The organism is Huijunlia imazamoxiresistens, from assembly GCF_037132455.1.
GTDB classification, from domain to species: domain Bacteria; phylum Bacteroidota; class Bacteroidia; order Chitinophagales; family Chitinophagaceae; genus Flavisolibacter; species Flavisolibacter imazamoxiresistens.
In genome coordinates this window covers 1-6407 of sequence record NZ_JBBBEI010000060.1, presented here as the reverse complement: position 1 = coordinate 6407, position 6407 = coordinate 1, and the positions used below count along the sequence as shown (strand labels likewise).

The 6407-nt window shown below is 58.3% G+C and carries 3 protein-coding genes; 1 reads left to right on the top strand and 2 read right to left on the bottom strand.

All coding sequences use genetic code 11. From position 1 onward, the window contains the following. The first annotated feature begins 323 nt into the window (after positions 1–323). Entirely contained in the window at positions 324–1253 is a 930-nt protein-coding gene (locus V9K67_RS26610) for a YihY/virulence factor BrkB family protein (RefSeq protein WP_336728104.1), read from the top strand. A 15-nt stretch (positions 1254–1268) separates the two neighbouring features. Here V9K67_RS26610 and V9K67_RS26605 read toward each other — a convergent pair whose 3' ends face one another. Together V9K67_RS26605 and V9K67_RS26600 are read right to left on the bottom strand one after the other, a co-directional pair. Beyond that, entirely contained in the window at positions 1269–4463 is a 3195-nt protein-coding gene (locus tag V9K67_RS26605) for a PAS domain-containing sensor histidine kinase (protein ID WP_336728102.1), read from the bottom strand. A 653-nt stretch (positions 4464–5116) separates the two neighbouring features. Continuing rightward, positions 5117–6407 (bottom strand): T9SS type B sorting domain-containing protein (locus tag V9K67_RS26600; protein WP_336728100.1); only part of this gene is annotated, 1291 nt, incomplete at its 5' end.

Below are 6407 nucleotides of genomic sequence, written 5' to 3'. Positions count from 1 at the left end.
CGGGAGTGGTGGTGCAGCAAGAGGATCGATCGATGCAGACGTCTGGGAGCGAAATGGCTGATTTAATTATTTTCTATCCTGGTGTTCTTTGATTCTTCGTTTCGTGTGCCGTTTCATTCGCGCTTTGTATTAGGATAATCCGGCAATCATGGAAGAAGGGAAACACCGAAGGAAGATTTTTTCTAAAATATTTTTTCTTGCTCGGCAAGGCCAGCTTTCAAAAACTGCCCTGCATGGCGCCCGCTTGGGGCCCGAAGCGCCCCGCAGGCACAGGCTATAGTAAGTTATGCATGATAATTGTTTTCCCGCTTAGTAAATAAAGCATGAGATCGTTTTCCCTCAAAGGTTTCTGGAGTGTGCTGAAAGATGCTTTTACCGGCTTTTCCGAGGATAAAGTGGCCAAACTGGGTGGCTCACTGGCTTATTTCACCCTCTTTTCCCTGGGTCCCATGCTGCTGGTGGCTATTTTCCTGGCCGGGATCTTCCTGGGCCGCCAGGCGGTGGAAGGTTCCCTGTACCCCCAGATCCAGGACCTGGTAGGACCGGACGCTGCCCAACAGCTGCAACAGCTGATCAAAACAGCTTTCGCCAGCAAAGGCGGTGGCGCGGCCGCGGGGATCGGCATCATTACCCTGCTGGTGGGTGCCACCTCGGTCTTTTCGGAAATCCAGGATTCCATCAATACCATCTGGCACCTGAAAATAAAGCCCGGCAGTAGCTGGCGGAGGCTGCTGAAAAACCGCTTGCTTGCCTTTGGCATTATTGCCGGCGTCGGCTTCCTGCTGCTGGTTTCCCTGGCTATTTCCGCTATCATGGAAGGCATCGGCAAAAAGCTGAGCGCCCTGATCCCCGGGCTGGGCGCGGTGCTGGTATATGTGGCCAGCCAGGCCTTTACCTTGTTGCTGGCAGCCTGCCTGTTTGCCGTGATCTTCAAAATCTTACCGGCCGCTCGGCTGAAGTGGCGGGATGTATGGCCGGGCGCTATTGTGACCGCCATCCTTTTTATGGTGGGCCGGTTTGGGATCTCCTTTTATATCAGCACCAGCGATTTCGGAAATACCTATGGCGCTGCCGGCTCGCTGGTGGTCCTGCTGGTATGGGTGTACTACTCTTCGCTGATCCTGTACTTCGGGGCGGAATTCACCAAGGCGTACACCCGCAGGTTCGGCTCCGGCATCCACCCCCTCGGGTACGCCCTGTTAACCGTGCCGCCCGGCACGGCTTCGGAACAGGGCCGCACCGGCAACCCCTAGCTGGGCTACCGGCCCCTAGCCGGCAGGCAGCAGGAGCGTAAAGACCGCGCCCTTGCCGGGTTCGCTTTCGGCCCAAACGGCACCGTCATGATTCTCCGCCACCTTCTGCACGATGGACAGGCCCACACCGGTGCCCCGGTACTGGCCCTGGTTGGGGAGACGGGTAAAGACCTGGAAGATCCGCCCGGCCTCCTTTTGCTCGAAGCCGATGCCGTTATCCCTCACCTCGATGAGGTGGTACCACCGGTCCGGCCCGGAAGCAATTCCCGGTCGTACTTCGGACGGCCGGACCTTCCGGGCGGAGACCTGGATGTGCGGGGCAATCCCCGGCTGGCTGTATTTGAGGGCATTGGAGATCAGGTTCTGGAACAGCTGTTGCAGCTGGCGCCGGTTACCCTGCACTACCGGCAGTGCGCCCAGGCTGAGGACGGCCCCCTTCTGCTGCACCTCCAGTTCCAGGTCCTCCAGTACCAGCTGCACGGTTTTGTCCAGGCAAACCACTTCCTGGTCCGCCAGGCCTTTGGTGGCCTGGGAATAGGTCAGCAGGTCGTCGATGAGGGTACGCATCCGCTGTGCCGCTCCTTCCAGGCGCTCAAACAGCCGGCTTTGCCCTTCCTTCAGCTGCTCCTGCAGTTCCAGCCTCAGCCGGTCGGCATAGAACAGGATTTTCCGGATCGGCTCTTTCATGTCGTGGGAGGCGGCATAGGCAAATTCTTCCAGGTTGGCATTGGTGCGCTGGAGTTCCCCGTTGCTTCGCTGCAGCGCCTCATTGGCCGTTGCCAGTTCGCCGGTACGCTGCCGCACCACTTCCTCGATCTGCCGGCGGGCCAGCACCTGCGGGGTGACGTCCACCGATATGGCCAGCACCCCCAGTGTTCTGCCGTCGGAATCGCGGTAGGGCTCGTACACGAAATTCTGGTAAACCGTTTCCCGTTTCCCGCCCCGCACCAGCTCCACCGGGCGCTCATGGGCCGTAAAGGGCTCGCCGGACTGGTACACCCCTGCCAGCAGTTGCTCCAGGCCTTGTTCGCGGGCATCGGGAAGTCCTTCGAAAATGGGCTTGTGCATCACTTCCTCCGCCGGCTTTCCCCACAGGCGGATCATCAGGTCGTTGGCAATATCCACCACGTGGTCCGGGCCCAGCAGAATGCACATGGCCACCGGCGCCTGCCGGACCATGTTACGGAAGTTGCGTTCGCTTTGCTCCACCTGCTGGCGGGCGGTCACCAGGTCGGTAATTTCCGCGGCGGTATTCATCACGCCGTATACCTTTCCGGCAGCATCATGGAGGGGGGTAAAACTATAGTTGAAGTAAAAGGCTCCCAGCTGGCCGTCCACCACCAGGTCCACCCGCTGGTTGCGGGCATGAAAGGGGATGCCGGTGGTGTATACGCCTTCCAGCTGGGCAAAAATTTCCGAGTTCCCGAGCTCGGGCAACACGTCCGGGTAACACTTTCCCACCACGCCCGGTCCTTTGCCCCATACATCGATCATGGATTTGTTGGCCAGCCGGATCCGCATTTCCGCCCCGGTATACACGCCAATGGGAAAGGGCGCGCTTTCCACCAGGGAGCGCACCTGCTGGGCGCTTTCTTCCAGCTTCTTGCGGGCGTTTACCTGGGCGGTAACCTCGTAGGCCACCGCAATCACGCCCGATATGGTGCCGTCGCCCTCGCGGAACGGTTCATACACAAAGTTCACGTAAACGGTCCGGAGGCCCCCTTCGCGTGGAAGCAGCACGGGCCGCTCCTCGGCGGAAAACGATTCCCCGCTGGTGTACACGCCCTGCAACAGTTCTTCCAGGCCCTGGCCCTTTATTTCGGGCAGGCCTTCAAAAATGGGCCGCGCCAGCACCTCCTTCGCCTTTTTCCCCCAATGTTCCAGCATACGTTCGTTGGCCACGCCCACTACAAAAGAAGGTCCCCTGAAGATGCACATGGCAACGGGCGACTGCAGGATGGTGTTGCGCAGGTTGCGTTCGCTTTCCTGCAGCTTTTGCCGCGCCTCCACCTGCCCGGTTACATCGGTTGCGGTAACCAGCACCCCGCTGATGGTGCCGTCCGCTTCGCGGTAGGGCTGGTAAGAAAAGTTGAGGTAGCGGGTTTCGTACCTGCCGCCGGCGCGCTGGAAAACGGCGGGCTCCTCCTTGCCATAAAACGGTTCACCAGTGTGCAGGACCGTTCGGAGCAGGTCCAGGAAACCCTGGTCTTTCATTTCCGGCAGGATCTCCAAAAAGGGCTTGTGCAGCGCTTCCGGTCCTACTTGCCAGAGTTCAAAAAGTGCCTGGTTGGCAATTTCCAGCACCATATCCTCCCCCCGCAGGATCAGGATCGGGTCCGGGGCCAGGGCGACAATATTTTTCAGTTGCTGCCGCGAATGTACCTGTTCGGTAACGTCATGGGCAATCCCCAGCACGCCAGCCGGGGTCCGGTCTCCTTCCTGTTCATAGTAAGGCTGCAGCACAAAATCAAAATACAGAACCTCCTCCCTGCCGCCCCGCACAAACGCAACGGGGTACCCGTAGGCTCTATGGATGGTGCCGCCCTTCCGTACACCTTCGAACAGCGCCCCGAATCCCTGCTGTTCCAGTTCGGGCAGGGCTTCGAGCAGCGGCATTCCCACTACGTCTGCGGTTCTTCCCCAGGTATGAAGAATGGCTTCATTGGCAAAATCAATGATGTGGTCCTCCCCCTTTACGATCACCAGGCTGGCAGGTGCTTTCAGAAACAGGCTGTACGCCTTTTCCATTTCCTTCCTCCGTTCCAGGTTCTGCTCCGCCAGTACCTGCCCGGTAATGTCCACCACAGAATGGACGATATAGGCCACCCCGCCCTCATCGTCCAGGATCGGGGCATTGGTGACCCTCCAGTATTTCAGCCGGAAGCCGCCGTCCCCGTTGGGAATATCATAGCGCTGCTGGGGAATCTGGTGGTTCTTTTTATTTTGGAGGATGTAGTCAAAGGAAGCCCTCAGGTTCCGTTCGCCGGTAAACTGGGGATCGTCGGGGTTTTGGGGAAAAACGGCAAAATGGCCGGCCCCGATGACCTCTTCCCGTTTCATGCCGGAGGCCTGGATAAAGTCATTGCTTACCGCCACCAGGGTGTAACGGGGAGCATCTGCCCGAACGATCACGCTGATGCCCGGCGTGGCTTCGAATGCCCGGAAATCCCTGATCTCCCGGGAAATGGTGTTTTGAAGGGTAGTAGACATAAAAGAGGCCCAATTTAGCCTATAAATAGCTATAATCAGGCCCATGTTTAAGAAACCTTTGAAAAAATTGAACGCATTTTCCAACCCGTGACCTTCACAAAATCAGGGGATTATACATTAGACCGGGCTAAGCGCCGCTTTTATCACTGCATTTCCGGCCCGGCTTGCCCGCAGGAGGAAGCGGCGTAAACGCCTTACCGCTCCCGGACTTCAAGGGCTCAACCATAAATAAATGAAAATTAATAGGATTCCAACTGCTTTTCCAGCAGCGCCACCAAGCGATGGGCCGCTTCTTCGGAGAGCGCGGCACTTAGAAGCACATCCGCTGAAACCTTTTACTGTAGCTAACTTTATTCTTTGAACAGTCCAAATTTACCGCTTTTTTCCGCCCGGTGTTAATAAAAGTGTTAAGAGCCCGCCCCTACTCTTCCACCACTATATTTCACCCGATCATGCTGCTGAAACTCGCCAGCATAGAGCTAACATCATCTGTCCAGCAGGTTTGGTTCAACTGCAGAGCAGTGGTTTTAATTTAAGAAAATTGTGACCTCTATACCCAAGTGGCCGAAATCCGGTAAAGCCGACAATTTTGAAACTTCAACCCAGGAATGGCTCTAAACTACAGGGAGCTTACACTGCTTGGAGGGCAGCCGCTACCGTAGCAAAACCACCGTCCCTTTTTTAAGCTCCGTCTTGCCGTTCAACTGGTAGTTGCAGACCCAGAAGAACACGTTTTCCCCCGGGTTTTGCATCCGGTTTGCCCCATTCCAGCCGGCGCCGGGGGTGGTGGTCTGAAACACGACCTTCCCCGAACGGTCATACACCTGGAAGCTGTACGAGCGCACGTTCCCGTAAACCAGGGCTTTGAATACATCGTTCAACCCGTCGCCATTCGGCGTGAAGGCATTCGGCACATAAACCCCTTCCATACAGTTCTTCAGCCGGACAATCACGCTGTCCCTGCCGGTACACTTATCCCTGTCGGTTACCTCCAGCCAGTACGTGCCGGGCTGTGTCACCGTGATGGCGCTTCCGGCGGCACCCGTGCTCCAGGCGTAGGCGGAAAACGCCCCGCCGGCCTGCAGTTCCAGGCTGCCGTAGGAGCAAATGGACGCATCGGGTCCCAGGAAGCCGGCAGGCGACATTACCACCGCGGGAATGACGGTTGTATCCGCTGCCCGACAGCCGTTGGTATCCGTAACCGACAGCCAGTAGGTACCGGCCACCCCAACGCTGATGGTGCTGGTGGCAGCGCCGGTGCTCCAGTTATAGGCACGGTAGGTACCCGGCGTACGCAGCACCCGGGACTGGCCGGAACAAACAATCGAATCCGGTCCCAGGTACGGCCGGGGCAGGTTGTGCACCTGCAGCAGCTTCAGGGTATCGGTGGAAAAACAGCCCTGGGCGGTCTGGGCGATGACCCAGTAGGTACCGGGCCGGTCCGCCACCAGTTGCCGCGGTTGCCGGGTATAGTGACTCCAGGAATACCATACGAAGCCGGGTCCCGCATCCAGGACGAGCGAGTCGTTGCGGCAGATGGAGGTATCGGCCCCCAGGCGGATTTCTGGCGAAGTATACACCCGGACCACCAGCGTATCGTAGGCAAAGCATCCGGGTGTCTTTTCCGCGGTAACGGTATAAGTGGTGGTTTCCAGGGGCCCCACCTTTACCTGCCGCCCCTGCAGGGGCGCGGTTTCCCCGCCCGGCGACCAGGTATAGTGCAGGAACCCTTCCGGGGCGGTCAGCAGCACCGAATCGCGGTTGCACTTGGAGCGGTCCGGGCCGAGGCTGATGGAAAGACGCGGGTGCGCCGTTACCTGCACCGTATCGCGGTACACCGAACCACAACCATTCACGGCGGTGAGAGAATAGGTGCCGGGAGCCGTAACGGTAAAGACCGAATCGGTCGAGCCGTTCTGCCAGGCATAGGAAGCAAAGCCGCTG